This window comes from Herbidospora sp. RD11066, from assembly GCF_054661255.1.
The window spans coordinates 107338-134086 of sequence record NZ_BAAGDO010000003.1 but is presented as its reverse complement, the minus strand read 5'-3'; the positions used below and the strand labels follow the sequence as shown (position 1 = coordinate 134086).

Below are 26749 nucleotides of genomic sequence, written 5' to 3'. Positions count from 1 at the left end.
TCGCATACCTGTGGATAACCGCCCCGGCTGTGGATAACTCGTTTAGTCCTCGCTCTTCGCGGTGGGCAGCTTCTCCGAGATGAGGTTCATCACCGAGCTGTCGGTGAGGGTGGTGACGTCACCCAGCGAGCGGTTCTCGGCCACGTCGCGGAGCAGACGGCGCATGATCTTGCCGGACCGGGTCTTCGGCAGCTCGGGCACGACCATGATCTGGCGCGGCTTGGCGATCGGGCCGAGCACCTTGGCGACGTGCTGCCGCAGCTCGGTCGCGATGTCCCCGCCCTCCTCGGCGCTGCCGCGCAGGATCACGAACGACACGATGGCCTGGCCGGTCACCGGGTCGGTCGCCCCGACGACGGCCGCCTCGGCCACCTTCGGGTGGCTGACCAGGGCGCTTTCCACTTCGGTGGTCGAGATGTTGTGGCCGGAGACGAGCATGACGTCGTCGACGCGGCCCAGGAGCCACAGGTCGCCGTCGTCGTCGCGCTTGGCGCCGTCACCCGGGAAGTAGAACCCGTCGAAACGGGACCAGTAGGTCTCCTTGTAGCGCTCGGGGTCGCCCCAGATGCCGCGCAGCATCGACGGCCATGGCTCGCGTACGACCAGGAACCCGCCGCCGCCGTTCGGCACCGACTTGCCCTGGTCGTCGACCACGTCGGCGACGATGCCCGGCAGCGGCTGCATGGCCGCGCCCGGCTTTCCGGCGGTGACGCCGGGCAGCGGGCTGATCATGATCGCGCCGGTCTCGGTCTGCCACCAGGTGTCCACGACCGGGGTCTTGCTCGCCCCGATGTGCTCGCGGTACCAGACGTAGGCCTCGGGGTTGATCGGCTCACCGACGGAACCGAGCACCCGGAGCGACGACATGTCGAACTTGGCGGGGATGTCGTCACCCCACTTCATGAAGGTACGAATGGCGGTCGGCGCCGTGTAGAGGATCGTGACCTTGTACTTCTGCACGATCTCCCAGAACCGGCCGCGGTGCGGGGTGTCCGGGGTGCCCTCGTAGATCACGCTGGTCGCGCCGTTGGCGAGGGGGCCGTAGACGATGTAGCTGTGCCCGGTCACCCAGCCGATGTCGGCGGTGCACCAGTAGATGTCGGTGTCGGGCTTGAGGTCGAAGACCGCGTTGTGGGTCCAGGCGGTCTGGGTGAGGTAGCCGCCGGTGGTGTGGAGGATGCCCTTCGGCTTACCGGTCGTGCCGCTCGTGTAGAGGATGTAGAGCGGGTCCTCGGCGTCGTGGGCCTCGGGGGTGTGCTGGTCGCTCTGGCGCTCGACCACGTCGTGCCACCAGACGTCCTTGTCGGTGACCTGCACGTCCTGCCCGGTGCGGCGGACGACCAGGACCTTCTCGATCTGCGGGCACTGCGCGACGGCCTCGTCCACCGTGGGCTTGAGCGCGCTCGGCGCCCCGCGCCGGAACCCGCCGTCGGCGGTGATGACCAGCTTGGCGTCGGCGTCGTCGATGCGGCTCTTGAGGGCGGCCGAGGAGAATCCGCCGAACACGACCGAGTGGATCGCCCCGATGCGCGCGCAGGCGAGCAGCGAAACGGGCAATTCGGGGATCATCGGCATGTAGATCGCCACGCGGTCACCCTTGCCGACCCCGAGCTCGGTCAGCGCGTTGGCCGCCTTGGAGACCTCTTTCTGCAGGTCGGCATAGGTGATGACCCGGCTGTCGCCCTCGGGCTCACCCTCCCAGTAGAAAGCGACCTTGTCGCCGTTCCCGGCCTCGACGTGCCGGTCGACGCAGTTGTACGCGATGTTCAGCTTGCCGCCGACGAACCACTTCGCGAACGGGGGCTCCCACTCAAGGGTGGTGTGCCAGCGTTCCGCCCAGGTCAGCCGGTCCGCCGCGGCCTCCCAGAAGGCCAGGCGGTCGGCCGCGGCCTCCGTGTAGGCACTCGCCGTGACGTTCGCCGCCGCAGCGAGCTCCGCCGGGGGCTCGAACCGGCGGTTCTCCTGCAGCAGGTTCGACAGCGTTTCCTGGGACTCCGTCACCGCGAACTCCTAACCCGAATTTCCTGATGCGTTACTTCTTCGTATCGTGCCGTATCGGGTGTTAATGACACGTGACGGGGCCCTGGGGAGTCAAACGTGACTTCGTTCAGCGGTGTCAGCGGGTCGTTGAACGGTCCGAGGGGGCTTGGCACGATCTGACGCGGGCTTGGGGAAGTGTTGAACGGGGCTTTGAGGAGGGTCGTCACGGCGGGTTCCGGGAGCGGCGGGCTGTGATCTGTGTCTGTATGTGGTGTCGGTAGGGTCGGGCGGATGAGTGATCCGCTGGTCGTGGTGGCTGAACTGCCCGGGGTGCCGGAGGCCGTTTCCGAGGCCAGGGAGGCCGTCGACGTCCTCTATCGGCACCGGATTCTCCGCAGGCGGCAGCCTGAGGTGTCCGCCGAGTCGGCTTTGCGTGGGGCCAGGGCCTCCGCCGAGTTGGAGGGCGTCGAGGTGCCCCTGGGCTCGCTGAGGGCCGGGGAGGCCGATGATCCGGTGGCGCAGGGCGCCCTGCGGGTCTCGGCCGAGGTGGGGCGGCTCGGGTCGCTGTGGCGGTCGGCCGCGCCCCAGGTGCTGGCCCGGCTGCACACGGTCGCGGCCGCGGGGCTGCTCGCCGATCCGGGCCGCCCCCGTACGGGTGCCACGACGGCCGACCCGCTGGGGATCGGGCCGGCTCCGGTGGACGTCTCCGCCCGCATGGCCGCTTTGGCCGGGCTGACCTCGACGAAGGCCCCCGCGCTGGTGCTGGGTGCGATCATGCACGCCGAGATCGCGGTGCTGCGCCCGTTCGGCGTCGCCGACGGCCTGGTGGCCCGCGCGGCCGAGCGCCTCAGCCTGGTCGAACACGGCCTCGACCCGAAGTCGCTCGTGGCGGTGGAAGTGGGGCATCGGGAGCTGCTGGGGGCCTATCCGCAGGCTCTGAAGGCCTATCTCGCCGGTACGCCCGACGGGGTGGCGACCTGGGTCGTCCACTGCGCGCGTGCGGTCGTTCTGGGGGTCAGGGAGACCACGGCAATTTGCGAGGCGTTGTCCCGCTAAACAAATTGCGGACACATGCGGACGGCGTCCCTGGAATGGGACGCCGTCGCCAGTACGTCGAACCGGGTTACCAAGCGTGCACCTATTTTTGTCGAAACGGGACAAGCCCGTAGCGACACGCCTCCCGCGGCTGGTCGCGCGTGGGTACCCGGCGGCCGTACCCGGACACTCGGTCCGTAAGCCCTTTCTACGTCGGATCTGCGCACATGGGAACCCCTCGGAGCAAGACCTTTACTGAGCCCGGAATCCGCCGGATATGGCGTCTGGTGGGGTTTGTGACCTTGTGGGGCAATGGATCGATACATGACGTCCACTTCTGACAGTGATCACTGACCGTCACCGCGTGGACGCATTCCCGCAGATGGAGCGAGGCTCAAAAAAACTGCCGCAAATTGCAGATTGCTCCTCGACGAAACTCGGGCGGATCGGGCAGCATACGGTGTTATCTCCCGATGTGGGAGTGACTGTGCACAGGGCACCTTTGCAAGTCCCTTGCCATGCCCTGGCCCACTGATGAAAGCTTTCATCACACGGGACCGGCTCTACCCCCCCGGAGCCGGACCGCTCGGCGACCCCCGCTCTCCCCCCCGGCGGGGGTCGCCCCCTTTTTCCACAGGGGCGGCCCTTATCCACAGGGTTCGGTACGGGCGTTTTCGATCTTCGGTTGGTTGGAACGGTGAAGTCTCCGATCGTTCCGACCGAGGAGACCCCCGCCCATGCACCGCCCTCTCGCCGTCACCGCCGACCGCGACCTGCTCGACGACCTGCTCCGCGTGGCCGCGGCCGCCGGAGTCGAACTCGACGTCGCCCACGAGGCCGCCCAGGCCCGACCACGATGGCGCACGGCGCCGCTGGTCGTGGTGGGTGCCGACCTCGCCGACGCCCTCGCCGCGACCGGCCCGCCGGCCCGGCAGGGGGTGCTGCTGGTGACGTCGGATCCGGCCGATCCCGCTATGTGGAGGCGGTGTGTGGCCGTCGGAGCGTCGGCCGTTCTGGAGTTACCCGACGCCGAACGCCTGCTCGTCGACGAGTTCGCGGAGGCGGCCGAACCGTCTTCCCGGGCCGGTTCGGTGGTGTGCGTGGCCGGAGGGCGCGGCGGCGTCGGCGCCACCGTGCTGGCGGCTTCGCTGGCTCTCACCGCAGCTCGCTCGGGGTCTCGGACCCTTCTCGTGGACGCCGATCCGCTGGGTGGGGGGATCGATGTGGTGCTGGGCCAGGAGGAGGCGACCGGGGCGCGGTGGCCCGACATCGTGGGCCGGGAGGGACGGGTGAGCTACGCGGCGCTGCAGGGAGCGCTCCCAACCTTTGGCGAGTTGACTGTCCTGTCATGGCACCGGGGGGAGCCGATGCGGATTCCCCGCGAGGCCATGCGCGCGGTGCTGGAGGCGGCGCGGCGGGGGTGCGATCTCGTGGTGGTTGATCTGCCACGGTTTGTTGACGCCGGGGCTGAAGAGGCGCTTTGCCGGTCTGGGGTGGCTTTGCTGGTGGTGTCCGCTGATGTGCGCGGGGTGCTTGCCGCGGGGCAGACGCTGGCGGGGGTGCGGGAGCAGGCGGGGGATGTACGGGTGGTTGTCCGGGGCGGGAGTTTGGAGCCTGGGGTGGTCGCCCAGTCGTTGGGGGTGGCGTTGGCGGGGGTGCTGCCGGAGCAACGGGGGTTGGCGGAGGCGCTTGACCGGGGGGACGCGCCGCCGTTGAAACGGACGCCGTTGGGGCGGTTCTGCGGGGAACTGCTGGCGGGGTTGGCGTGAGACGTTCTGGGCTGTTCGACTGTTGCGTCGCGATGGCTGAGGGTTCTGCTGGAGCAGCCGGGGCTTGCGGAGGCGCTCGATCGGGACGATGTGGCGACGCTGGGGCGGTTCTGCGGCGAGTGGCCGACGGGGCTCGCGTGAGAGGGCTCGGGGCGTTGGAACGTGGCGGGCTGATTGCTGCGGGTTCTGTCGGAGCAGCGGGGGCTGGCGGGGGCGCTCGGTCGAGAGGACGCGCTGCCGCTGGTGCGAAAGCCGTTGGCGCGGTTGGCATGAGAGGGTCCGGGTCATTCGAACGTGACGGGCTGATCATCGGGGTTTCTGCTGAAGCAGTGGGGGTTGGCGGAGACGCTCGGTCGATGGGATGCGCCACCGCTGGGAGGGACGCTGTTGGCGCGGCACTACGGCGAACTTCTGACGAGGCTGGCGCAGGAGAACCAGGGTTATTCGGACGTGGCGGGCTGCCTGTCGGGGTTTCTGCTGGAGGAGCAGGGATCGGCGAGGGCGCTCGACCCAGGCGGTGCGTCACCGTTGAAGTGGGCGCCGTGGGGCGGTTCTGCGGCGAGTTGTCGGCGGGGCTCGCGTGAGAGGGCCTCGGATGTCCGAATGTGGCGCGCTGGTCGCCAGGGGCTTGGACGATCTCAAGGGAAGACAGGGGAGTCTTGCCTCGGCCAGGAGCGTGAACGGCATCGAGGGCCGTGAGAGCCATGCCTTGGCCGGGAGGTGTGGCCATCGATCGCCGGGTTCTTTTGAGATGGGGCTGGCGGCGGCGGTTGGCGGCTTTCGCGGGGTGGGCGTGCGGTGGCTGTGAGCGCGGTTTCGGGGGAGTTGCTGGAGGCGGTTCGCGTTCGGCTGGCGCGGGAAGGGCTTGATCCTTCACCTGCGCAGGTGGCCGGTGCGTTGCGGGCCGAGCGGGCGGTTCTGGGGGATGCCGAAGTACTGGCTATCGCGCGGGTGCTCAGGGCGGAGCTCATCGGGGCGGGGCCGCTTGAGGGGTTGCTCGCCGAGCCGGGGGTGACCGATGTGCTGGTCAACGGGCCTCGTGATGTGTGGGTGGATGACGGGGGTGGGCTGCGGAAGACGTCGGTCGTCTTCCGATCCGACGATGACGTGCGGCGGTTGGCGCAACGGTTGGCGGCTGCCGCTGGGAGGCGGCTGGATGACGCCTGCCCCTACGTCGATGCGCGGCTGGCCGGTGGGGTGCGGCTGCACGCTGTTCTGCCGCCGGTTTCCGCTGAGGGGACCTGTTTGTCGTTGCGGCTGCCGCCTCGGCATACGTACGGGCTCGATGACCTGGTGACCGGGGTGGGGGCGCAGGTGCTGCGGTCGGTGATGCGGGCCCGGCTGGCGTTCGTCGTGTCGGGTGGGACGGGGACGGGGAAGACGACCCTTCTGTCCGCGTTGTTGTCGCTGGCTGATCCTGGGGAGCGGTTGCTGCTGGTCGAGGACTCGGCCGAGTTGCGTCCGGCGCATCCGCATGTGGTGCGGCTGGAGACGCGGCCGCCGAACCTGGAGGGGGTCGGTGGGGTGACGCTTCGGGATCTGGTTCGGCAGGCGTTGCGGATGCGGCCTGATCGGGTTGTGGTCGGGGAGGTTCGGGGCTCTGAGGTTGTCGACCTCCTGGCCGCTTTGAACACGGGGCATGAGGGCGGGTGCGGGACCTTGCACGCGAACACTGCGGCGGATGTGCCGCCTCGGCTTGAGGCGCTGGCGTGTGCGGCCGGGTTGAGCCGGGAGGCGGTGCACAGTCAGCTCGCGGCTGCGCTGGATGCGGTGATTCATGTCGTGCGGGACACCGGGACCGGGGTGCGGCGGGTGGCTGAGATCTGTCTACTGCGGCGTGGGGTGGGTGGGTTCGTGGAGGCGGTGCCGGCGGTGTCCTTTGACGGGCGTGGTGGGGTGCGGGAGGGGGCTGCGTTCGGGGCGCTGCGGGAGCGCTGTCTTGGGACGTGATGCGCGATGTCCTTGTGATGGAGCTGGGTGCGGGACTTCAGGTGGGTCGTCATCGGTCATTGGGACGTGGCGGAGCAGTGACTCAAAACTCCTAGAGAGATCGGCTCGCATCGATGAGGGGAAGCAGGGTGAGTCGGTTCCAAATGCCCTCAGAAGCGGGGCGAATTGAGTCGGGTCCTGCTGTTGAGCTGGCTAGAAGGTTCTTGGCGAAGACGTTGATGGTCTGGAGCGCTTGCGGCGTCGGGGAAGCGGGGTTCGGGTGATCACTGTGCTGGTGGGGTTGTGCGCCGGCCTGGCGGTCTGGGTGTGGTTCGGGCCTTCGGTTCCGGTTGTGCGGTTGGCGCGGTTGACGCGGGTGGCGGGTCCGGGGTTTTCGTTGCCCGGGGTCGTGAAGGCTCGGCGGTCGCGTATGGCGCTGGTTCGGGCCTGGCGGGGTGGGACCGTCGAGTTGTGTCAGGCGATCGTGGCGGAGCTGTCGGCCGGGCGTACGCCTGGTGAGGCGCTCTCCAGGGCCATCGGGTCTGTTGAGGGGCCGCCGGAGTTCGTACAGGCGCTTCGGCCGGTGGCTCGGGTGGCGCGTGACGGGGGCGATGTCGCGGCGGCGCTGGTGGATGCGGCGCCTGAATCCGGTGGTGAGGGGTTGCGGCGGTTGGCCTCCTGCTGGGAGGTCGGGGTGAGTGTTGGCGGTGGGCTCGCGCCTCTCGTGGAGCGGGTGGGTGGGGCTCTGCGGGACATGGAGAACCATCGGCAGGAGATCTCGGCGCAGCTGGCCGGGCCTCGGGCTACTGCTCGGATGCTCGCGGGGTTGCCGGTCCTGGGGTTGTTGATGGCCGCCGGGTTGGGGATGGAGCCGCTGCCGTTTCTGTTCACGACGTTGCCGGGGATCGGGTGTCTGGTCGTGGGGTTGCTGCTCAACGTGACGGGGCTGCGGTGGACGGATCGGATGGTCAGGAAGGCTGAGGACAGTGTCCGTTGATGGTGTCTCGGCTCTCTGTCCATTGGCTTCCACATGAATCGCGTGGCTGCGGCGCCTTTGGCAGCGGCCGTATGTCGGCGTCTGCGTCGATGCCCTTCCAGAGCGGTGAACGTCGTGGCCGGAGGAGCGCGGTGTCCGCATCCTCTTTGCCGATTGCGGTCTTCCCTCCGACATCGCCACTTGATGGTCGTCGAGGTCGGGTCTAGCTCGTGGTGGCTTGACGTGGTTGGAACCGGTTCGAAGTGGGGGTTGTGGTGGTTGGGGTGCTTACCGGGCTGTGCGTGACGCTTGGCGTCATGTGTTGGCCGGTTCGGCGTACTGCTGCTGATCGGCTTCGGGCGGTTATCGCCCCGCCTGAGCCTCGGGGTCGTGTGGCTGAGAGCCCGGCCGGGCGGATGGCCCTGGTTGCTGGGCCGGTGCTTGTGTTGATGGTTCTGCTGGTCGGCGGTGTCGTCGGCGTTGTGCTGGGCGTTCTGCTGGCTGGGCTCGTTGTGGTCTACGTCAGGCGTAGGGAGTCGCCTCAGGATCGGCGGCGTAAGGAGCTCGTGCGGGCTGATCTGCCGTTCGCTGCGGATCTCATCGCCGAGTGTCTGCGGGCGGGGCAGCCTCTCGTCGGGGCGATCGAGATCGTCGCGCGGGTTGTGGACGGTCCGTTGGGCGAGCGGTTGCGGTGGGCCGGCGGGCAGATGCGGCTGGGAGCCGACCCGGTCGAGGTGTGGCGGGGTCTCGCTTCCGAGGACGGCTTGGCGTTGCTGGCCAGGGCCATCGCTCGGGCGGTCGAGTCGGGAGCGCCTGTCGCCGATGTACTGATGCGGGTCGCTGAGGACGCCCGCCAGGCCGGCCGGGCCGCTTCGTCGGCGGCTGCACGGCGGGTCGGGGTGCAGGCTGTGGCGCCGTTGGGGTTGTGTTTCCTGCCGGCGTTCTGCTTCCTCGGCATCATCCCGGTTGTCGCCGGGCTGGCCACCCAGGTCCTCGCACCCTGACCCCGCGCCGGATGTGGTCCGCGGAACGGTGGTCTGTTCGGCTACACGCCGGCTGCTGGCCGGGCTGTCTCACCGCGTCTGCGTACTCTGAACTCGTGTACTGCCAGGCAAGGCACTTCGCCCCTGTACGGCCCCCTGGCGCATGTCATCAGAGGGCTGGCGCTGCGGCCGAAGGCTGGACATGGCTCAGACCTTGGCGCTGCGTGGTGGGTGATTCACGGCGACCCGCTGGGTGACACCGGGCACCCCTGGCCGCGCATAGCCCTCGGATTGGCCATGGCCGCATGTGGGCGACTCCGCCTCGGCACCTGCCTCCAGTCGCCTGGATCGTGTGGCGTTGAATTGCCCATCTTCGTGTCGGCACGCCTCGTGGGAGCGCTGCAACGACACCACCGGCGTGGTCCGAAACGAGCGATCGTGCCGAATGGCCGGGCCTCCTTTCTGCAGTGCATTGGTCTGCGTTCAACGCCGCCGAGTGGTTGAGGTCCCCGTCTTCTGGACGTGGGGTGCGTGTGGTGGGTCGGTCAGGGGCCTGTCATGATCTCGGCGCGGGATGTCGGCAGCCTGTGCACAGCGCCCTCCTGTTTCTGCACAGCCTGTGGACGAAGGTTGTCCACAGGTGTGGATAACGCACAGCCTTGATAGCGGCTCTGGCGGTAAAACCCCCGTACACGACGGACTTTTAGGTTATCCACAGGGCTTCGGTTATCCACAGCCAGAGGTTGAGGTCGGTGGAAAGCAGGGTCGGGTCGGCAGGCTGAGTGTCGCCGGGGCGGAGGGTCCGGTCCGGTGACAGGAGGACGCGTGAACGTCAAGACCAAAGGCATCTCGTGGACCCGAGCGGCCGCCACTCCCACCCTGACCGCGGAGGCCAAGCGGGACCGTGCCGCCGAGCGACTGCGGGAGGCGGCCGCTCGGGCGGCGCGGGTGCTGGCCGAGCGAGGCGGAGGCCGGCGTCCGGACGCGGGGATGTCGACCGCCGAATACGCCGTCGGGACCATCGCCGCATGTGGGTTCGCGGGGCTGCTGTTCAAGGTGGTGACCTCGCCGGATGTGCAGCAGATGCTCGTCTCGCTCGTCCAGAAGGCGTTGGCGCTGACCGGATGATCCGGCGCGATCGTGGTTCGGTCACGGCCGAGATGGCCGCGGCCTTGCCGGCGCTGGTGGTCGTGCTCGGTGCCGCCCTGTGGGCGGTGGCCGTGGTCGGAGCGCGGCTGGAGTGTGTCGATGCCGCGCGGGCCGGTGCGCGGGCCGCGGCGCGGGGAGACGCGGTCACGGCCGTTCGTGAGGGGGCGCTGGCGGTGGCGCCGCCCGGGGCTTCAGTCGAGGTGACGGTGGGTGCGTCGCTCACGGAGGTGACGGTGCGGGCCCGTGTTCGTCCGTCGTGGGCGGTGATGTTGCCCGGCGTGGTGGTGTCCGCTTCTGCGGCTTCGGCGACCGAGAAGGGCGTGCTGCCCTGACATGCACGTGGTGAATCGCAGGGGGTGTTGATGGTGAGTGAACGTGAGAGAAGTCGATGTGATCGGGGGTCGGCGACCGTCTGGGTCGTCGCGGCCATGGCCGTGGTGTGGGGGCTGGCCTATGTGTTCGTCCAGGTCGGAACGGCGAGAGTGGCCGCCCACGCGGCCCGGACCGCCGCCGACCTGGGCGCTCTGGCCGCCGCCGAACTGGCGATCGCGGCACCGCAGGAGGCCTGTGAACACGCGGCGGAGGTGGTCGCCGCCAACGACGCGCGGCTCACCTCGTGTGAGGTCGTCGGCGGGGTGTCCGAGGTGACGGCGACGGTGCTGCTCCGCTTTCCGGGACTGAACCAACGGGAGGCCTCGGCCGAGTCCCGAGCCGGGCCGGTCTATCTGGATGCGGAGCGCTGAAGACCGCCCGGAGATCGCGGCCAGACACGGTCGGGCTACGCAGCTCAAGGGGCGCGGCCCACGTCCTCACATCTGAGGTCGCTGCCCCAGAAGGACGTCCAGCAGTTCCAAGGCCCCCCGCTTGCTCAGAGGCTCGTTCCCGTTGCCGCACTTCGGTGACTGGATGCAACTAGGGCACCCATGCCCACACTCACACGACGCGATCGCATCCCGCGTGGCCCCCAACCACGCCACCGCGTTCCCGAACCCCCGCTCCGCGAACCCGGCCCCACCCGCGTGCCCGTCGTACACGAAAACCGTCAACCGCCCCGTGTCGGGGTGCAGCTCGGTGGACACCCCCCCGATGTCCCACCGATCACACGTGGCGAACAGCGGCAGCAGCCCGATCGCCGCATGCTCAGCCGCATGCGCCGCCCCACCCAGGTCTCCGATGCTCGAGGGCAGCGACTCGGGAGGCAACGTCCACCACACGGCTTTGGTCGAAAGGCTCCGAGGCGGCAGATCCAGCGGCTCGTCCCCGAGCATCTCCCCGGTCGACACCCGCCGCTTCAGGTAGGAGACCACCTGCCGCGTCACCTCGACCGCCCCGAAATGCAGCTCGCCGGGCCCCAGAGCATGGGACCGCAGAGACTCGACGACCGCGATGTCGGTCACGTCCCGGGCGAAGGTCGAATAGTCAGGGGTCCCGGCGGTCACCAGGGCGACCCCCATCTCCAGGTCGAGCTCGTCGACCACGAACGTCTGCCCCTGGTGGAGGTGGACCGCCCCGGTGTGCACCGAGGTATGGGAGGATGCCTCGTCACAGGTCCCCAGGAGCCGCCCCGTGTCGGTCTCCACGATCTGCACCGGCGACCCCCCGGACCCGCGAATGTCGGCCAGGTCGGCGGCTTGGTCGCGGCGCGTCCAGAACCATCCTGTCGGACGCCGCCGCAGTAACCCGTCGGCGACCAGCTCGGCCAGCACCGACAGCGTCGCGGGGCCGAAGATCTCCAGGTCGGCCTCGGTCAGGGGCACCTCGGCGGCGGCCGCGCACAGGTGCGGGGCCAGCACATACGGGTTGTCCGGGTCGAGGACGGTGGCTTCCACCGGGCGGCCGAACAGCGCCTCAGGGTGGTGGACGACATACGTGTCGAGCGGATCGTCCCGTGCGATCAACACCGCCAAAGCATCTTGGCCGTCTCGGCCCGCCCGCCCGGCCTGCTGCCACAGCGACGCCCGGGTCCCGGGCCAGCCGGCGATCAGGACCGCGTCGAGGCCCGACACGTCGACGCCGAGTTCCAGGGCGTTGGTCGTCGCGACCCCCAGCAGGTCACCCGACCGCAGCGACTTCTCCAGCAGGCGCCGGTCCTCGGCCAGGTAGCCCGCCCGGTAGGCGGCGATCTTGTCGGTGAGCGGCACACCGGCCTCGGCGAGGTGACCCCGCGCCGTCAGGGCCACGTTCTCGGCCGCGCGCCTCGACCGGACGAACGCCAGGGTGCGCACGCCGTCGACCACGAGGTCGGCCAGCAGGTCGGCGACCTCCGCCGTGGCGGCCCGGCGAATGGGAGCTCCACCTTCGCCTCGGAGATCGGTCAGGGGCGGTTCCCACAGCGCGATCGTCGTCCTGCCTCTCGGGGAGGCGTCGCGGGTCACCTCGGCCATCTGGAGGCCCGTCAGGCGCATGCCCGTCGTGGCCGGGTCGCTCGCCGTCGCGGAGGCCAGGAAGAACACCGGATCGGAGCCGTACTTACCCGAGACGCGACGCAGGCGGCGCAGGATCTGGGCCACATGAGAACCGAAGACGCCGCGGTAGCCGTGGCACTCGTCGACGATCACCAGGCGCAGGCGGCGCCAGAACGACGTCCAGGCCGAGTGTCTGGGCAGCATCGAGCGGTGCAGCATGTCGGGGTTGGTCAGCACGTAGTTGGCGTTGCGGCGGACCCACGCCCGCTCCTCGTGGGGGGTGTCGCCGTCGAAGGTCGCGGGGCGGACGCCGTCGAGGCCCAGAGCGCTCACGGAACGGAGCTGGTCGGCCGCCAGGGCCTTGGTCGGGGTCAGGTAGAGGACGGTCCCGCCCGACAGCACCTCGGTGAGGGCGGGCACCAGATAGGCCAGCGATTTCCCCGACGCGGTGCCTGTGGCGATGATCACGTTTTGGCCACGCCTGACCAGGTCGGCGGCCTCTGACTGGTGACTCCACAACCCCTGTATCCCGAGCCCCTCCAGCCTCTCCCTCACCTCGGCGGGGACCCACGGCGGCCACTGGGCTTGACCTGCCTGACGTGCCGGAACATGCTCCACATGAGTGACCCGCCCGTGGCGGCCCGGGACCGTGACCAGACGGTCGAGAAGGTGCCCGCCCCGGTCTGGCCAGGGCTCTCGGGAGGGAGCTGGGGAAGTCTGCGAAGTCATGGGTTTCCATCATGGCATCTCGGGGGAGAGTCGCCCGGAACCGTGATTTCGTATAGACACAGAGGCGTGGCGTGGTTGAATGCCGCGCGTCGGGGTCGTGCTTTCACATGATGCACGACCCTCATCGGGACCTACGCAGGCAAGGCGCTGGAGGATCTGTGGATCTGAAGTTGGACCACCGTACCGAGGACCGACTCACCATCGTCGAGGTTGAGGGTGAGATCGACGTCTACACCGCGCCCAGATTGCGTGAGCTGCTCATCGATTTGGTGAACAAGGGGAACTTCCACCTTCTCGTCAACATGGAGAAGGTCGACTTCCTCGACTCGACCGGCCTCGGTGTGCTGGTCGGCGGGCTCAAGCGGGTGCGGGCGCATGATGGCTCCCTGGAACTCGTCTGCACTCAGGAGCGGATTCTGAAGATCTTCCGGATCACCGGATTGACCAAGGTCTTCGGGATCTACGCCTCGGTGGAGGAGGCCAAGGAAGCCCACGGCCGAGACAAGTAGTCATGGCCACCGTCGAGCTGACATTCAGCGCGCTTCCGGCCCACGTGCGAACCGCTCGGTTGGTCGCGACGGCCATCGCCCGCCGCACGGGCGTCGCCGAGGCGCTGCTGGACGAAGTGCGGCTCGCCGTCGGAGAGGCGTGCTCCCGGGCAGTTGAGGCTCACCGTCTCCACTGCCCGGGGGAGCCGATCCGGATCGAGCTCAAAGACGACTCGGGGCGGTTCGAGGTCACGGTGACCGACGCCGCCCCCAGCGACGATCTCAAAGCCGTCGACTCATCCGACGGCTATCGGCTGGTCGACGCGATGCTCGGGATAGTGCCCGAGATGCCCGGCCTCGGGATCGCGGTGATCGCGGGCCTGGCCGACGACGTCGAGGTCTCACCCGGACCGAACGGGGTGAAGATCAGGATGAGCTGGCCGGCCGCCCCGACCCCCAACGGGCTGGCGGCCGTCTGAGCTGGAGCCACGGCTGACCCGAGGTCGGCCGTGTCCCACAGACGCGAGACACAGACACGAGACATAGACACGAGATGCGGTCGGCCGACGGTCGGCCGCATCCCGCACTCTGAGCTTGCCTCAGAGTCAGAGGCCCGGTCATCGGGAGCTCTTTTTTACCTGTGCGCAATCCCCTGGACATACGGCGATGCCAATTCCGCAGCCGATCTGTTCACCAATTTGCGGGGCGCAGGGGGTTCATATATGGCTGACCGCTGCGTAGAGTACCCGGCACCGGCCAAGGTATTGCGGAACGCAACCGGAAGCGGCACTGCCAATGACCCGGAAGTGCGCCGCCGGAGCTCTCCTCCTACGGGGCAGCCGTAACATTTTGGGGCAGCCACTCCCGGGCAGGACCTACCCGTCTGGCCGAGGAGGACGGATTGTCTGCTCCTGCACATTTTCTAGCCGTGGACGATAGTGCGGCGGTTTCCCTGAGCGGTGGTCACCTCACTCTCGTCGTGGTGGTGGCGGCCGTGGCCCTGCTCGCTCTCGCCGTAGCGGGCGGGCTCGTACGCGAGGTTCTCGCGGCGGGCCAGGGCACCGAGCGCATGCAGAACATCGCGAAAGCGGTTCAGCAAGGCGCCTCCGCCTATCTCACCCGGCAGTTCAAGACGCTCGCCATCTTTGTCGTGTTGATCCCTCTGGTGCTCCTTTTGCTGCCGGCGGAGACGACGGGGGTGCGTATCGGGCGCAGCGTCTTCTTCGTGGTCGGCGCGGTCTTCTCCGCGCTGACCGGATTCATCGGCATGTGGCTGGCGGTGCGCGGCAACGTCCGCGTCGCCGCGGCGGCACGTGAGTCCGGTGAGAAGGTGGCGATGCGCATCGCCTTCCGCACCGGTGGTGTGGCGGGCATGTTCACGGTCGGCCTGGGCCTGCTGGGCGCCGCGATCGTGGTGTTCGTCTACAAGGGGGACGCGCCGAGCGTCCTTGAGGGGTTCGGGTTCGGCGCCGCGCTGCTCGCGATGTTCATGCGAGTGGGCGGCGGCATCTTCACCAAGGCGGCCGACGTCGGCGCCGACCTGGTCGGCAAGGTCGAGCAGGGCATTCCGGAAGATGACCCGCGCAACCCGGCGACCATCGCCGACAACGTGGGCGACAACGTCGGTGACTGCGCCGGTATGGCCGCCGACCTGTTCGAGTCCTACGCGGTCATGCTGGTCGCCTCGCTGATCCTGGGCAAGGCGGCGTTCGGCACCGAGGGTCTGGTGTTCCCGCTGATCGTCCCGATGATCGGTGTCATCACCGCGATCATCGGCATCTTCATCACCGCGCCCCGCGCGGGCGACCGCAACGCGATGGCCGCCATCAACCGCGGCTTCTTCATCTCGGCGGTCATCTCGGCGATCTTCGTCGCCATCGCCGCGTTCCTCTACCTGCCGGGCAGCTTCTCCGAGCTGAACGGCGGCGTGCAGACGCTCGACGCCGACCCGCGCTGGATCGCCATCGGCGCCGTGCTGGTCGGCCTGGTGCTGGCCAGCGCGATCCAGATCCTCACCGGCTACTTCACCGAGACGAACCGCCGTCCGGTGAAGGAGATCGGCGAGAGCTCGCTGACCGGCGCGGCGACCGTGATCCTCTCGGGTATCGCGGTCGGTCTCGAGTCGGCCGTCTACTCGGCGCTGCTCATCGGTGGTGCCGTGTACGGCGCCTTCCTGCTCGGCTTCGGCAACGTCACCGTGGCGCTGTTCGCGGTCGCGCTGGCGGGCACCGGTCTGCTGACCACGGTCGGCGTGATCGTGTCGATGGACACCTTCGGCCCGGTCTCCGACAACGCGCAGGGCATCGCCGAGATGTCCGGCGACGTCACCGGCGAGGGCGCCGCGGTGCTGACCTCGCTCGACGCCGTGGGCAACACGACGAAGGCGATCACCAAGGGCATCGCGATCGCGACCGCCGTACTCGCGGCGACGGCGCTGTTCGGATCGTTCCGGACCGCCGTGGAGGGAGCGCTGGCCGACGCCTCACCCGCGGTGAGAGACATGCTGGGCAGCTTCGCGAACTTCTCGCTGAGCGTCGACGCGCCCAACGTGCTCGTCGGCCTGATCATCGGCGCCGCCGTGGTGTTCCTGTTCTCCGGTCTGGCGATCATGGCCGTCGGGCGCGCCGCGATGCGGGTGGTCTTCGAGGTACGCGACCAGTTCCGCAGCAAGCCCGGGATCATGGCGGGCACGGAACTGCCCGACTACTCCCGCGTGGTCGACATCTGCACCAAGGACTCGCTGCGCGAGCTCGCGACGCCGGGTCTGCTGGCCGTCATGACGCCGATCGCGGTCGGTTTCGCGCTGGGTTACGCCCCGCTGGGCGCCTTCCTGGCCGGGGCCATCGCGGCCGGCACGCTGATGGCGGTCTTCCTGTCGAACTCGGGCGGCGCCTGGGACAACGCCAAGAAGCTCGTCGAAGACGGCCACCACGGCGGCAAGGGCTCCGAGGCCCACGCCGCCACCGTCATCGGCGACACCGTGGGTGACCCGTTCAAGGACACCGCCGGTCCGGCCATCAACCCGCTGATCAAGGTGATGAACCTGGTCGCGCTGCTGATCGCGCCGGCCGTGGTGATCAACTTCGACAACGCCGCGCTGCGGATCGGTGTCACGGTCGTCGCGGTGGCGGTCGTCATCGGCGCGATCGTCATGTCGAAGCGGCGTTCGGTCACGATCGACAAGCCGAACACCGACAACGAGAAGAAGCTGGAGCCGGCGGCCAAGTAGCCGACCGGCCCCGGCGGCCCTCCGGCACCCGTGTGCCGGGGGGCCGCCGCACGTTCATAGACTCGTGGTCCATGGAAGAGAAGCCGTCGTCGAGCGGCCGTAGCCTGGTGGGCATCCTGCTGGGCATGGCTCTGATGTTCGCCGTGATCGTGTCCCTCGCAGTGTGGGCAATGCCGTAAACGGAGCAGACCGGATGAAGAAGCTGATCGTGCTGCGGCACGCCAAGGCCGAGCACACGCCCGGGGTCCTCGACTACGACCGGGTGCTGACGCCCCGGGGTGAGCGCAACTCCCGCGAGGCCGGTGAGCTGATCGCGAAGCTGGCGCCCGACCTGATCGTGTCGTCGCCCTCGGCCCGCACCCGGCTGACCGCCGAACTGCTCGGTCTCGCCGACGTGCCCATCGAGTTCGAACGGGATGTGTACGAGGCGTACACCGACGATCTGGTCGCGATCATCCGGCGCACCGATCCCGAGGTCGGCACGCTGGTGCTGGTGGGGCACAACCCGTCGGTCCACGACCTGGTCGTGCAGCTGTCCGGGCCGCAGACCGAGGCGTTCAAGCCGGGGGCGTTCGCCGTGATCGAGCTGCCGGGGCCGTGGGAGGAGCTCGACCCGGGCACCGGCACCCTGGTCGATGGCCACCAGCCTTAGAGACCGCGGCCTCGCCGTAGGCTACGGCCTCGTCGGCGCGGCCGGCCTGCTCATCCCGCTCATCATCGGCCTCGCGACCGGCCGCCCCGCTCAGGGCGGCGTGGTGGCGCTCGGCGCCTTCCTGGTGACCATCAGGGCCAACCCCGATCCGCCGGGTGTACGCCTCGACTTCATGCTCGCCGGTGTCCTCGTGCTGGCCGCGGGTTCGGTCGGCGGTGTCTTACTGGTCGGGCACGACCTGCTGCTGATCCCCGTGGCGACGGTGGCCGCCGCGCTGGCGATCCGGTTCCCGGTCGTGGGCTTCACCGCGCCGCTGGCGCTGCTGCTGACGGCCGCCAACCCGCTGCCGGTCGACCCGATCCCGCACCTGGTCCTCCAGGTGTCGGGCGGGCTGCTGGCGGCCTTCCTGCTGACGCTGCCGTGGGCCTGGCGGCGCACCCGCCCGCTCGCGGCGACCCTGTCGGAGGCCGCCGGGCTGCTGGCCGACCTGTTCGAGGCGACCTTCGACGAAGACCGCTGGGAGGAGCTGCGCGACGAGGTCGCCGACGCCCTCCAGAAGGCCCGCACCGCCTGCGCCCGCCACCGGTGGGAACGCAGGTCCCGCGACGCCGAGCGGATCACCACGGCCCTGCGGAGGGTCTTCTACGAGGCGATCACGCTGCGCGAACTGGCCGAGGCGGCGGGGGTCCGCGCGGAGATCGAGCCGCTGACCGCCGAACTGGCCGCGCGCACCAGGAGCCTGTTCCACGACGACGTCGAGGTCGCCGAGGTCGACTTCGCCGCCCGCATCGACGCCCTCAGGGGCGACCGGCCCGACGACGAGCGGGAGCTGCTGCGACTGGTGCTGCTGCGGCAGATCGACCACGCCGCCGCCCGGATCAGGGAGACCCTCGACCACGTCAGGCTCCCCGCGATGAAGCTGAAGTCGGTGCTGATCCCGATTCCCCGGCTGCCCGCCGGGAGCCCGGTCACCGACGCCATCATGATCGTTCCGAGGTCCCCGTCGATGCGGATGACCCGCGACGACCCCAGGTTCCGGCACCTGCTCCGGGCGACGCTCGGCACCGCCATGGCCTGCGTGATCATCGCGATCTTCACGCCGGAGCACGCGCAGTGGCTGGCGCTGGGCGTGCTGCTGACCATCCAGCCGACCTTCGGCGAGACGCTCGACAAGGCGGGGGCCCGCGTCGGCGGCAGCATCGCAGGCGCGCTGGTCGCCGCCGTGGTGCTGCTCATCGCCCCCGGGTACGGCTGGCTCGCCGCCCTCATCGCCGTCAGCGCCGGTCTGGGGTTCGGGCTGTACGCCGTCCACTACGCCTACTGGGCCACGTTCATGACCATGTGCGTGCTGCTGCTGATCGACATCCAGGCCGTCCAGACCTGGGAGATCGCCGGGTTCCGGATCGGGCTGAACGTGCTCGGCGGGGCGATCGCGCTGGCCTGCGTGCGGCTGCTGTGGCCGCGGGGTGAGGCGGTCAGGTTGCGCGGGCGGCTGGCGGGGCTGCTGAAGGCCCACGCGGTCGCGGCCCGGACGCTGGCCGAGACGACCCGGGGCAGGCGGCCCGAGGGCGCGGCCGAACTGGCGATCAGGAAGGCCGCCGACGAGGCCGAGACGGTCGAGTCGGCCATCGCCGCGATGGCCCACGAACCCGGCGCGGGCGAGACCGGCCACATCGCCGAACTGCTGGAAGAGGTCACCCGGGTCCGCGACGGGCTGATCACGCTGACCTCGGTGCTGCGCGAGGACCCGGGCAACGACGTCGGCCCGGCTCCGGCGGTGCTCCACGCGGTGGCCGATCGGCTGGAGCGGGGGGCGGAGGCCGTACAGGAAAGTGAGCCTTATCAGGGCCAGGGGCAGGTCGACGAGAAGCTGTCGGACCTGCGGATGTGGCTCGGGAAGCTGGCCGTGAAGAGGCTCGGCGAGCTCGACGGCGACCCGGCCGACTCCCGCACCGAGGTCAGGAGGGCCCTTCTGCACGCGGCCGCCGCCGACCACGCGCTCAAGGCCCTCGCCGACGACTCGGCGCGGGTGGTGACCCTGGCTACCGGGGACCGGTGAGGCCGTCTTCGGCGTCCGCCGCTTCCACTTCTTCCCGGGAGATCCCGAGCAGGTAGAGGATCGAGTCGAGATAGGGCACGTTGAGCGCGGTGTCGGCCTTGGCCCGGACCACCGGCTTGGCGTTGAAGGCGATGCCGAGCCCGGCGACCTCCAGCATGTCGAGGTCGTTGGCGCCGTCGCCGACCGCGACCGTCTGGGTGACCGCGATCCCGGCCTGCTCGGCGAAACGCTCCAGTGCGCGCGCCTTGCCGGGCCGGTCGACGATCTCGCCGACCACGCGGCCGGTGAGCCGCCCGTTGACCACCTCAAGGGTGTTGGCGGCCGAGTAGTCGATGCCCAGATCGGCGACCAGTGAGTCGGTGATCTGGGTGAACCCGCCGCTGACGATGGCGAACTTGTAGTCGAGCCGCTTCAGCGTGCGGACGAGGGTGCGGGCGCCGGGAGTGAGCACGACCTCCTTGGCGACCTTCTCGAAGACCTCCTCCGGCAGACCCTCCAGGAGGGCCACCCGGCGGATCAGCGATTCGGCGAAGTCGAGTTCGCCGCGCATCGCCTCTTCGGTCACCCGGGCCACCTCGTCGAGGTTGCCCGCGTGGCGGGCCAGCAGTTCGATGACCTCGCCCTGGATGAGGGTCGAGTCGACGTCCATGACCACCATGCGCTTGGCCCGGCGGAGGATGCCGGTGCGCTGGACGGCCACGTCGACCTGCTGGTGGCTGGCCTCGATGGCCAGTTCGGAGCGGAGCATCTTGGAGTCGGCGCCGGAGACGGCCATCTCGATGCACGTCACCGGGTAGGCCGACAGGCGTTCGATGCGGTCGATGTTGGCGCCGCTGGCCGCGATGCGGCCGGTGATCCCGGCCATGGCGGCCGGGGTGAGCGGGTTGCCGAGCACCGAGATGTGCAGGCGTCCTCGCCTGCGGGCCTCCTTGGAGGCCGTCCCGGTGGTGAGTTCGAGGTCCATGTCCAGGTCGGCGGCGACCTGCTCGATGGCGGTCCACAGGCCGCCGATGGTCTCACCGGTGCCCTTCGGTTTGCCTCCCGCGTAGGCCACCAGGACGCCCAGGGTCAGGCGGCCACGGATGACCACCTGCTCGACGTCGGCGACCGTCACGGGGAAACCGGAGAGTACGGAGAACAGTCGGGAGGTGACCCCAGGGCGGTCAGGACCGGTGAGCGTGATCAGAAGAGTGCGCTGTTTCATCCCGGATCTCTGGGCGTAGACGATTCCGTCGTCTCAACGCTACTGGGCCTGATCGGGAGGCCGTACACCAGGTTCACCATGCGGACGCCGACACGCCCGAAAAGTGAGAGATCTTCGTCACTTCCTCATGTCGTCATTTCAGGCATGAAGACTGAAAGGGAACTTCACCTCACAGACGCCCGCGGGCGTTACTCCGTCAGCCTCGCGACCAGCGCGGCCGACGTGCAGGCGGCCCAGCGGCTGCGCTACGAGGTGTTCGCCGGTGAGATGGGCGCGCGGCTCGACTCCCCGGTCTCCGGGCTCGACGCCGACCGGTTCGACGCCTACTGCGACCACCTCATCGTGCGCGCGGGCACCGAGGTCGTCGGCACGTACCGGATGCTGCCTCCGGGCCGGACCGACCGCATGTACAGCGACGGCTACTTCGACACCAGCAGGCTGTCGGGCATCCGGAGCGGTCTGGTGGAGGTGGGCCGCACCTGCGTGCGCGCCGACCACCGCAGCGGCGCGGTCATGGGCCTGATGTGGGCGGGCATCGCCCACTACATGGTCGGCGGCGGCCACGCCTGGCTCGCCGGGTGCTGCTCGGTTCCCCTCGACGACAACGGCACGGCCGCCGCCGGTGTGGTCGCCAACATCGACCTCGGGCCCGAGGAGTACCGGGTCACCCCGCGCAAGCTCTGGAAGGGCGGCACCCCGCCCGAGCGGTTCGTGATCCCTCCGCTGCTGCGCGGCTACCTGCGCCTCGGCTCGTGGATCTGCGGCGCGCCCTCGCACGACACCGACTTCGGCACGGCCGACTTCTTCGTGCTGCTGTCGCTGGCCAACGTCGACACCCGCTACCTGCGGCACTTCCTGGGAGAAGCGGCATGACCATCACGGCACCGGTCAGGGCGCTCACGCCCTGGCTGCCGCTGGCTCCCTGTGAGCCGATCACGTGTGTGGCGCCCGCCCACCTGCCGGCGGGGGTCGTCCGGCAGGCGGCCCGGCTGACCGGTGCGGTTCTCGTGCTGCTGGCCGGGGTGGTCCTGGCCCTCGTCGTCCGGTACCTGCGGCCGGACACCCTGGCCAAGGTGACCATGGCCTGGTCGCGGCTGCTGCTGCGGGCCCTCGGGGTCAAGGTCTCGGTGTCGCGCGGGTTCTCCTTCGTCGGTGGCGCGGCCGTCCCGGCCGGGGCGGTCTCCGAGCGGTCGGGCGTCCTGATGGTGGCCAACCACATCTCCTGGCTCGACCCGCTCGTGATGGCGGCGGTGATGCCCTCGCGCCTGCTGGCCAAGAGCGAGATCGCCCACTGGCCCGTCATCAGCACCCTCGTCGCGGGCTCGGGCGCCATCTTCATCGACCGCGAACGGCTCAGCCTCCTGCCGGGCACGGTCGGCGAGGTCACCGGGGCCCTGCGCGCGGGCGACACCGTCGTCGCCTTCCCCGAGGGCACGACCTGGTGCGGGCAGGGCATGGGCGGGTTCCGCCCGGCGATGTTCCAGGCCGCCATCGACGCGGGCGCGGCCGTGCGCCCGGCGACGATCCGCTACCTGGAGGACGATGCCACCTCCGCCAGGCCCAGTTACGTCGGCGGCGACTCCCTGGTGGGCTCGATCACCCGGGTGGCCTCGACCAAGCACATGACGGTCGAGGTCGTCATGTTCCCGCCGGTCGCGGGCACCGGGCAGACGCGTCGGTCGCTCGCCGGGGTGGCCGAGGCACAAGTCAGGACCGGTCTGGGCAAAACGCCCATCGGTCTTCATTCGTAGGTAGTCTTCGCCCCATGGGGCAGACGATCATCGTCAGTGATCTGCGCAAACACTACGGTCAGGTACACGCCGTCGACGGCGTCTCGTTCTCCGTCGAACAGGGTGAGTTCTTCGGGATCCTCGGCCCGAACGGCGCCGGAAAAACGACCACCCTGGAGATCATCGAAGGTCTCCGGGAGGCCGACTCCGGCACCGTCGAGGTTCTCGGCGAACGCCCCTGGCCCCGCAACCACAAGCTGCTGACCCGCATCGGGGTGCAGCTGCAGGCGACGTCGTTCTTCGAGCGGCTCACCGCCCGCGAGCAGATCAGGACCTTCGCGTCCCTGTACGGCACCGACGCCAAGAAGGCCGACGCCATGCTGGCCACGGTCGGGCTGGAGGACAAGGCCGACACCCCCGCCGAGAAGCTGTCGGGCGGCCAGGCCCAGCGCCTGTCGATCGCCTGCGCGCTCGTCCACGACCCCGACATCGTCTTCCTGGACGAACCCAGCGCCGCCCTCGACCCCCAGGCCCGCCGCAACCTCTGGGACCTGCTCCGGAGCCTCAACGAGGGCGGCCGGACGGTCGTGCTCACCACCCACTACATGGACGAGGCCGAGTCGCTCTGCGACCGGGTCGCCATCATGGACCAGGGTCGCATCCTCGAACTCGGGCCCCCGGCCTCGCTGGTCCGCAACCTCGACGCCGTCACCCGCATCAGCCTGGAGACCGGCACGCTCAGCGTGGCCGGGGCCGTGGAGCTGGCCGGGCCCGACGACGTGGTCGACGACGACGGCGTCTCGCTCACCATCGCGACCAGGAGCCCGGCGACCGTGCTGACCGCCCTGGCCGAGCGGCAGCTCCTGACCGGCCTCCAGGTCAGGGGCGCGACCCTCGAAGACGTCTTCCTCAACCTCACCGGCCGGGAGTACCGCGCGTGACCGCCTTCCGTTCCCTCTCCCGGGCCATGCTGTTCGGCTACCTGCGCGACAAGTCGGCGCTGTTCTTCTCGATCCTGTTCCCGCTGATGTTCCTGGTCCTGTTCGGCGGCATCTTCACCGGCAACGGGGTCTCCAAGTCGCAGATCATCCAGGTCGGCCCGGTGCCGATCCTCGATCAGGCGGCGGGCGAGCTCGGTTCCGTACTGGAGATCAAGAAGAGCACCGACCTGGCCGCCGCGCAGGACGAGGTGAAGAAGGGCGACTCGGTCGCGGTCGTCACCCAGCAGGGCGACGCGCTGAACCTCTACTTCTCGGCCGCCGACCAGGTGCGCGCCGGGACCGTCCAGGGCGTGTTCCGGCAGATCGTCACGCAGGCCAACAGCGTGGGCGTGCCGCAGAAGTACACGCTGGCCACCCAACAGGCGGAGGACGACTCCCTCGCGGCCATCCAGTACGTCACCCCCGGCCTGCTGAGCTGGGCGATCGCGATGGGCGCCGCCTTCGGGGCGGCGGCCACCCTGGTGACGTGGCGGGAGAAGCGCATCCTGCGGCGGCTGCGGCTGGCGCCGGTCAGCACCGCCTCGGTCGTCGGCGCGCGCGTCCTGGTGAGCGTCGTGATCGCGCTCATCCAGATGGCGATCTTCCTCACGGTCGCCTCGCTGCCGTTCTTCGGCCTGCAGCTGTCGGACGCGTGGTGGATGGCGATCCCGCTGATCATCGCCGGGACGCTGACGTTCATGGCGATCGGCATGGTGGCGGGCGGGCTGGCCAAGTCGGCGGAGGCCGCGGCGGGCATCTCCAACCTGATCGTGCTGCCGATGGCGTTCCTGTCGGGGTCGTTCATCCCGCTCGACTCGGCGCCCGGCTGGCTCCAGACGATCTCGAACGTCTTCCCGCTCAAGCACCTCAACCAGGGCATGATCGACGTGATGGTGCGCGGTCAGAGCGCGGTGTCGGTGCTGCCCGAGCTGGGCATCGTGCTGGCGTTCGGGCTGGTCATCGGCGCGATCGCGGTCAAGATCTTCCGGTGGGACTCCATCTGAGAAACGAAGAACCCGCCGTCGCGGCCACGACGGCGGGTCATCGATGCGGGACTACTTCTTCTTGGGCTTGACGACCGTGGTCTTGGTCGGGCGCATCATTTCCCAGCCCTTGAGGTTCTGCTCGCGCAGCCGGGCCCGGTCGAGGTTCTCCGCACCGGCGGGGATGTCGTACACCCACGCGCCGACCTTGCCCGCCTGGGTGCCCTTGGCGGTCTTCTTCAGCTGGAAGCGGAGGGTCATGTACGCCTCGTCGCCGACCTCCAGGATGCTGACGTTCGGGCAGAAGAACTGCCGTCCGTCGATGTAGCAGCGCATGTCCCGGTTGTCGGTGGAGTAACCGATCTTCTTCTTCAGGTCGGTGTCCTTGGGCAGCACACCGCCGAGCTCGAAGATGTCGGCCTTGTACGGGCCGGTGTTGGTGACCCTGAAGCGGTAGGTGACGTAGCCACCCGGCTTCGCCTTCTTGGTGTACGACAGCGACGAGATCTTGAACACCGACCAGGGGTCGGCGGCCTTCGTCGCGGTGGCGGAGGTGGAAGCGGTGGTGGCCGAAGCGGAGGCCGGGGCGATTAACGCCGCCGCCGCGAGTACGGCGACCCCCGCGATCGCGCGCGTGACAGTGCGCATGAGTTGGATGTCTCCCAGGGAACAGACGGGGAGAGAGAAAGAACCCCCGTGATACTCGATGGGAGTTTTTACCATTCCTGGAGCAAACTTCCATAGATCTTTTATGTATAGATTCAGTGCACGCCCAGGATGAGGTGGACGTCCCCGAACTCGTGCCACAGGTAGCCGTGGTCGAGCGCGGCCTCGTACGACCGCATGACGAGGTCGGCGCCCCCGATGGCCGACAGCATCATGAGGTGGGTCGAGCGGGGTTCGTGCAGCCCGGTCAGCAGGCCGTCGACGACCTCGGCCGGGGCCTCCGGCGAGATGATCCGCGACGTCCAGCCCTCGTCGTGGCCGGTCTCCAGCGCCCGCACCACCGTCGTGCCGACGGCGATGACGCGTCCGCCGTTCTCCTTGGTCATCGTGACCAGCCGCCGGGTGGAGGCCGGGACGGTGAACCTTTCCGCGTACGGCGGCTCGTCCTTCTCCGGTGAGGCCACCCCCGTGTGCAGCGTGATCGGCGCGATCGTGATCCCCCGGGCGACCAGGTCGGTGACCAGGCGGGTGGTGAACGGCCGTCCGGCGCTGGGCATCTCGGCGCTGCCCGGCACCTGGCCGAAGACGGTCTGGTAGTCGTCGATCGGCCAGTCGCGGTCGACGTAGGAGTAGCGGATCGGGGTGCCGTACCGCTGGAGATAGCCGATCACGTCGGTGTCGAGCCGCGCCTTCCACAGGCGCGGCGTGAAGCGCTCGACCAGCCGCAGCGTGGCCCCGCCGGGCAGCGGCAGCCACTCACCCGGGGCCCCGCCCTTGTACGTGGTGCCGCCGGGACACCGGAGCTCGACCAGCCACTCGCCCCAGGGCAGCTCGGTCGAGAAGTGCACCCAGAGCCGGTCGAGCTTCACCGCGGCCGGAAGGGTGCGCGAGTTGTTGACCACGACGAGGTCACCGGGATCGAGCAACTCCGGCAGATCGGTGAAGGCGTGGTGGGTGATCTCACCGGAGTCGCGCCGGGAGACCATGAGTTTGACCGAGTCCCGGGCCTCGGGCGGCTGGTGCGCCTCGTTGACCGAGGTCAGCGCGAAGTCGATGCTCATGCCAGGCTCCCGCGGGTGTACCGGCCGCTCGCGCGGCGCTCGGTGATCAGCTTGACGACCAGCGGCGCGACCTCTTCGGGCAGCGGCGCCTCGCCCGCCTCCTGCGGCCCGATCGCGTCGGCCAGCATCCGGGTGCGCATCTCGCCGGGGTCGAGCCACCAGACGGCCAGGTCCTTCTCCTCGGCGGCGAGCACGTGGGAGATCTGCTCCAGCGCGGCCTTGGTGGCGCCGTACCCGCCCCACCCCTCATACGCCTCGACGGCGGCGTCGGAGGAGACGTTGAGCACCGCGCCCCCGCTCCTGCGCAGCGCGGGCAGCACCGCCTGGGTCAGCGCCAGCGGCGCCAGCACATTGGTCTCCAGCAGCTCCCGCAGCACGGGCACGGGATAGTCGGCCAGCGCCGGCAGCGGCACCGCGCCCAGCCCGCTGGCGTTGTTCACCAGCAGATCCAGGTCCTGTACGGCCTCCGCCAGCCTCTGGCGGTGCGCGGCGTCGGCCACGTCCCCCGGAATCGCGGCGGCGCCCAGCCGGTGGGCCACCTCGGCCAGGTCATCGGCGCCCCTGGCGGTGAGAGTGAGGTTCCAGCCGTCCTTGGCGAGTTCGGTGGCCAGCGCCAGGCCGAGTCCCCGGGAGGCGCCGGTGATCAGTGCGTTCTTCATGGGCTCAACGCTAGAAACCGGCGCGTTTCCGCACATCGGGCCCGAGGCGGGCCGGTCCTAGGCCTTCCGGGCTAGGACTTATG

23 protein-coding genes are annotated in these 26749 nt (G+C 69.4%); 17 read left to right on the top strand and 6 right to left on the bottom strand.

The annotated features are described in order from the left end of the window. Positions 1–42: 42 nt before the first annotated feature. Entirely contained in the window at positions 43–2001 is a 1959-nt protein-coding gene (gene acs / locus ACYQ78_RS12065) for an acetate--CoA ligase (RefSeq protein WP_459800878.1), read from the bottom strand. A 270-nt stretch (positions 2002–2271) separates the two neighbouring features. Between acs and ACYQ78_RS12060 the strand changes: the two genes are divergently transcribed. The 8 genes from ACYQ78_RS12060 to ACYQ78_RS12025 all read left to right on the top strand — a co-directional run bounded on the left by ACYQ78_RS12060 (position 2272) and on the right by ACYQ78_RS12025 (position 10564). Beyond that, the gene (locus ACYQ78_RS12060) at positions 2272–3036 is read left to right on the top strand and encodes a Fic family protein (protein WP_459800877.1); all 765 of its coding nucleotides are present in this window, start codon (positions 2272–2274) and stop codon (positions 3034–3036) included. 716 nt (positions 3037–3752) lie between these two features. Beyond that, on the top strand, positions 3753–4784 hold the full coding sequence (gene ssd / locus ACYQ78_RS12055; RefSeq protein ID WP_459800876.1) for a septum site-determining protein Ssd: 1032 nt from the start codon (positions 3753–3755) through the stop codon (positions 4782–4784). Positions 4785–5582: 798 nt separating this feature from the next. Next, the gene (locus tag ACYQ78_RS12050; RefSeq protein ID WP_459800875.1) at positions 5583–6734 is read left to right on the top strand and encodes a TadA family conjugal transfer-associated ATPase; all 1152 of its coding nucleotides are present in this window, start codon (positions 5583–5585) and stop codon (positions 6732–6734) included. A 409-nt stretch (positions 6735–7143) separates the two neighbouring features. Further along, a complete protein-coding gene (locus ACYQ78_RS12045; RefSeq protein ID WP_459800874.1) occupies positions 7144–7710 on the top strand; it encodes a type II secretion system F family protein in 567 nt (188 codons plus the stop codon). Between the two features lie 428 nt (positions 7711–8138). Further along, positions 8139–8693 carry a type II secretion system F family protein gene (locus ACYQ78_RS12040; RefSeq protein ID WP_459800873.1) on the top strand — a complete coding sequence of 185 codons (555 nt, stop codon included), beginning with the start codon at positions 8139–8141 and terminating at the stop codon, positions 8691–8693. Positions 8694–9497: 804 nt separating this feature from the next. After that, positions 9498–9800 carry a DUF4244 domain-containing protein gene (locus ACYQ78_RS12035; RefSeq protein WP_459800872.1) on the top strand — a complete coding sequence of 101 codons (303 nt, stop codon included), beginning with the start codon at positions 9498–9500 and terminating at the stop codon, positions 9798–9800. Next, a complete protein-coding gene (locus tag ACYQ78_RS12030) occupies positions 9797–10153 on the top strand; it encodes a TadE family type IV pilus minor pilin (protein WP_459800871.1) in 357 nt (118 codons plus the stop codon). The genes ACYQ78_RS12035 and ACYQ78_RS12030 overlap by 4 nt, the downstream gene beginning before the upstream one ends. 33 nt (positions 10154–10186) lie before the next feature. Next, positions 10187–10564, top strand: coding sequence for an Rv3654c family TadE-like protein (locus tag ACYQ78_RS12025; RefSeq protein ID WP_459800870.1), 378 nt, complete (start codon positions 10187–10189; stop codon positions 10562–10564). Between the two features lie 66 nt (positions 10565–10630). Here ACYQ78_RS12025 and ACYQ78_RS12020 read toward each other — a convergent pair whose 3' ends face one another. Beyond that, positions 10631–12955 carry a DEAD/DEAH box helicase gene (locus ACYQ78_RS12020; RefSeq protein WP_459800869.1) on the bottom strand — a complete coding sequence of 775 codons (2325 nt, stop codon included), beginning with the start codon at positions 12953–12955 and terminating at the stop codon, positions 10631–10633. Between the two features lie 158 nt (positions 12956–13113). On the opposite strand from ACYQ78_RS12020, the gene ACYQ78_RS12015 reads away from it, so the two are divergent. The 5 genes from ACYQ78_RS12015 to ACYQ78_RS11995 all read left to right on the top strand — a co-directional run bounded on the left by ACYQ78_RS12015 (position 13114) and on the right by ACYQ78_RS11995 (position 19383). Continuing rightward, complete coding sequence (locus ACYQ78_RS12015) at positions 13114–13464, top strand: STAS domain-containing protein (protein WP_030456213.1); 351 nt, start codon at positions 13114–13116, stop codon at positions 13462–13464. 2 nt (positions 13465–13466) lie between these two features. After that, positions 13467–13922, top strand: coding sequence for an ATP-binding protein (locus tag ACYQ78_RS12010; protein WP_062340505.1), 456 nt, complete (start codon positions 13467–13469; stop codon positions 13920–13922). 449 nt (positions 13923–14371) lie between these two features. Beyond that, the gene (locus ACYQ78_RS12005; RefSeq protein WP_459800868.1) at positions 14372–16672 is read left to right on the top strand and encodes a sodium-translocating pyrophosphatase; all 2301 of its coding nucleotides are present in this window, start codon (positions 14372–14374) and stop codon (positions 16670–16672) included. Between the two features lie 193 nt (positions 16673–16865). Then, positions 16866–17324, top strand: a complete 459-nt coding sequence (locus ACYQ78_RS12000) for a SixA phosphatase family protein (RefSeq protein ID WP_459800867.1) — start codon at positions 16866–16868, stop codon at positions 17322–17324. Further along, positions 17308–19383, top strand: coding sequence for an FUSC family protein (locus ACYQ78_RS11995; protein WP_459800866.1), 2076 nt, complete (start codon positions 17308–17310; stop codon positions 19381–19383). Before ACYQ78_RS12000 ends, ACYQ78_RS11995 begins: the two co-directional genes overlap by 17 nt. Here ACYQ78_RS11995 and serB read toward each other — a convergent pair. Continuing rightward, on the bottom strand, positions 19367–20587 hold the full coding sequence (serB, locus tag ACYQ78_RS11990) for a phosphoserine phosphatase SerB (RefSeq protein WP_459800865.1): 1221 nt from the start codon (positions 20585–20587) through the stop codon (positions 19367–19369). The genes ACYQ78_RS11995 and serB overlap by 17 nt on opposite strands. 144 nt (positions 20588–20731) lie before the next feature. On the opposite strand from serB, the gene ACYQ78_RS11985 reads away from it, so the two are divergent. Genes ACYQ78_RS11985 through ACYQ78_RS11970 form a run of 4 tightly spaced genes read left to right on the top strand, consistent with a single transcriptional unit; the run spans position 20732 to position 24301 of the window. Then, a complete protein-coding gene (locus tag ACYQ78_RS11985; protein WP_459800864.1) occupies positions 20732–21460 on the top strand; it encodes a GNAT family N-acetyltransferase in 729 nt (242 codons plus the stop codon). Further along, positions 21457–22338 carry a lysophospholipid acyltransferase family protein gene (locus ACYQ78_RS11980; protein WP_459800863.1) on the top strand — a complete coding sequence of 294 codons (882 nt, stop codon included), beginning with the start codon at positions 21457–21459 and terminating at the stop codon, positions 22336–22338. Before ACYQ78_RS11985 ends, ACYQ78_RS11980 begins: the two co-directional genes overlap by 4 nt. A gap of 14 nt (positions 22339–22352) precedes the next feature. Next, complete coding sequence (locus ACYQ78_RS11975) at positions 22353–23258, top strand: ABC transporter ATP-binding protein (protein WP_459800862.1); 906 nt, start codon at positions 22353–22355, stop codon at positions 23256–23258. Then, positions 23255–24301: an ABC transporter permease gene (locus ACYQ78_RS11970; protein ID WP_459800861.1), complete on the top strand. Its 1047-nt coding sequence runs from the start codon at positions 23255–23257 to the stop codon at positions 24299–24301. Before ACYQ78_RS11975 ends, ACYQ78_RS11970 begins: the two co-directional genes overlap by 4 nt. A gap of 51 nt (positions 24302–24352) precedes the next feature. Here ACYQ78_RS11970 and ACYQ78_RS11965 read toward each other — a convergent pair whose 3' ends face one another. The 3 genes from ACYQ78_RS11965 to ACYQ78_RS11955 all read right to left on the bottom strand — a co-directional run bounded on the left by ACYQ78_RS11965 (position 24353) and on the right by ACYQ78_RS11955 (position 26666). Further along, a complete protein-coding gene (locus ACYQ78_RS11965) occupies positions 24353–24928 on the bottom strand; it encodes a hypothetical protein (RefSeq protein WP_459800860.1) in 576 nt (191 codons plus the stop codon). 113 nt (positions 24929–25041) lie between these two features. After that, the gene (locus tag ACYQ78_RS11960; protein WP_459800859.1) at positions 25042–26007 is read right to left on the bottom strand and encodes an S-adenosylmethionine:tRNA ribosyltransferase-isomerase; all 966 of its coding nucleotides are present in this window, start codon (positions 26005–26007) and stop codon (positions 25042–25044) included. Then, entirely contained in the window at positions 26004–26666 is a 663-nt protein-coding gene (locus ACYQ78_RS11955; RefSeq protein WP_459800858.1) for an SDR family NAD(P)-dependent oxidoreductase, read from the bottom strand. The genes ACYQ78_RS11960 and ACYQ78_RS11955 overlap by 4 nt, the downstream gene beginning before the upstream one ends. Positions 26667–26749: the final 83 nt, after the last annotated feature.